Annotated in this window: 3 protein-coding genes; all 3 read right to left on the bottom strand. The window is 64.2% G+C overall.

What is annotated here, in order from left to right:
- Window positions 1–338, bottom strand: a 338-nt coding sequence (locus ABW22_RS16440; protein ID WP_157648707.1) for an ATP-binding cassette domain-containing protein, incomplete at its 3' end; no start/stop codon positions are given.
- Window positions 313–1,587, bottom strand: coding sequence for a nitrous oxide reductase family maturation protein NosD (locus ABW22_RS16435; RefSeq protein ID WP_059759448.1), 1,275 nt, complete (start codon window positions 1,585–1,587; stop codon window positions 313–315). The genes ABW22_RS16440 and ABW22_RS16435, both read right to left, overlap by 26 nt.
- Window positions 1,584–1,890, bottom strand: a 307-nt coding sequence (locus tag ABW22_RS16430) for a transcription regulator (protein ID WP_202813986.1), incomplete at its 5' end; no start/stop codon positions are given. The genes ABW22_RS16430 and ABW22_RS16435, both read right to left, overlap by 4 nt.

The following is a 1,890-nucleotide window of genomic DNA, read 5'->3' as shown; positions in this document are numbered from 1 at the left end:
AGGCGGGCAAAAAAACGCAGGGTTTCAAGGCCACTCAGGTTGTCGTAGAGCACGACGTTTTCGGGCAGGTAACCCAGGTGGCGTCGCGCCGCGCGAAAGCCGCGCCCGGCTACCTGCGCACCGCCCACCAGAATCTCGCCCGCCGTAACCGGTACCAGTCCGAGCATCATCTTGAACAGCGTGCTTTTGCCCGCGCCGTTGTGCCCGATGAGGCCGAAGATTTCGCCGCGCTGAATGTCCAGATCGACACCGTCGACCGCATGCAGCGGGCCGTAATGCTTGGTCACGCCGCGCAGCGAAACCGCGATGCCGTTATTGACCGGAAAAATGCTTGCCACGCCATTGACTCCAATGTTGGTTGCCCGGTTGCATGCGCGGCTTGGGATCAACCACCGAAGGCACGCGCAAAATCGGAAACTGCTGGCCCACCAGGCGCAGCGCCTGCACGGCCGGGCTGGCCAGCAGCAGCTTCATGCTGGGATGTTGCCAGGTCAGGCGATCGACCATGTCGTTGGCCTCGTAGGGCACATCGCCAATGCCATTGCCGTCGCGGTCCCAGCCGAGGTAGTTGCTCCAGTGGTTGCCGCTTTGGGCACCCCAGCGCTCGTCTCGCGCCCCGACATAGCGTACCTGCTCGCGGTTGGCGATGAAATCGTTGCCCTCGACCACGTTGCGCGTCGAGCCCGCCGCCAGGTGCACGCCAACCACGTTGTCGACCACCAGATTGCCCCTGAGCGTGGCGTACTCGACGTCGTAGATGAAAAACCCGCGATTGTTGCCGGCCACCACGTTGTTCTCGATCACCGAATCCTGGATGGTGCGCAGCATGATGCCGTGGTCGGAGTTGCCCCAGGCGCGGTTGTTGCGCACGACCTGGTCGCGCACCTCCATGAGCGCCAGGCCGCCCCGGTTGTAGTAGCTGTCGTTGTCTTCCCACAGGTTGTGGTAGGAATTCATGTAGTGGGTGCCGTAGCGGCTGTGGTGCAGCTTGTTGCCGCGAAAAATCGCATGGTGCGACACGTCCACGTACAGCGCGTCGCGCACGAAGCTGATGTTGTTGTCAAAGATGCGCGCGCCCGTGGTGTTGTAGAGCTGCACGCCGTTGCCGCGCTGCGAGGAGTTGTACTCGCGCTTGCCGGTAATCGTGTTGCCCTGCACCCGCACGTCGTTGGCCTTTTCGATCCACAGGCCGAACAGGTTGTAGGTCAGGTCGCAGTTCTGCACCACGGCGCGGTGCGCGCCCGGGTAGAGGTAAATGCCGGCGTTCTGGTCCTTGAGGCTGTCGCCAGAGTCGCGCACTATCAGGCCCTCGATCACCACGTCGGGCGCCGTGACGCGGATGGTGTCGCCGGTCTGGCCGCCGCTGAGCGTGGGGCGATTGATGCCGCGCAAAGTCAGCGGCTTGTCGATCAGCAGGTTGACACGGTAAAAGCCCCGCGCCACCTCGACCACATCGCCCGGCGCCGCCGCCTTGACCACGGCGGCCAGGTCGTCGCCTGGCCGCACCGTCAGCGTGGCGGCGACCGCACTGCCCGCGCCGATGAGGGCCGCCAGGGCTAGCGCCAGAGCCAGCACCGGCGTTTTCATAATGACAACAAGCCCAGCGCCTTGAGCGCGAGGAACAGCGCCGCGCCGATCAGCAGATTCTTGAATCCGACATAGCTCAGCATGTCCATCACGCTGGCACGGCGGTAATGGTCCTGCCACCACGGGCCGTCCTTCACGTAGCGCTTGCCCGACAGGCGGATCAGCACCTCGTAGACGCTCCAGCCAAACCACCATCCAATGATGGCCCCTGAGGAAAGGGTTCCCATCGCCGTCATCACCCAGGCCACGCTCGCCGCTACGGCCAGCGAGAAGCCCGCTACCTGCAGCGCCCGCTGCGAGTGC

The sequence above is a fragment of the Thiobacillus denitrificans genome, from assembly GCF_001530125.1.
GTDB classification, from domain to species: Bacteria; Pseudomonadota; Gammaproteobacteria; order Burkholderiales; family Thiobacillaceae; genus Thiobacillus; species Thiobacillus denitrificans_C.
The sequence above is the reverse complement of the archived record's forward strand: the minus strand, read 5'-3'. Positions and strand labels throughout refer to the sequence as shown.

What these genes read in the sequence shown, in the direction of transcription:
- ABW22_RS16435 (WP_059759448.1), bottom strand. Translation starts at nt 1,587, where the DNA reads ATGAAAACGCCGGTGCTGGCTCTGGCGCTAGCCCTGGCGGCCCTCATC.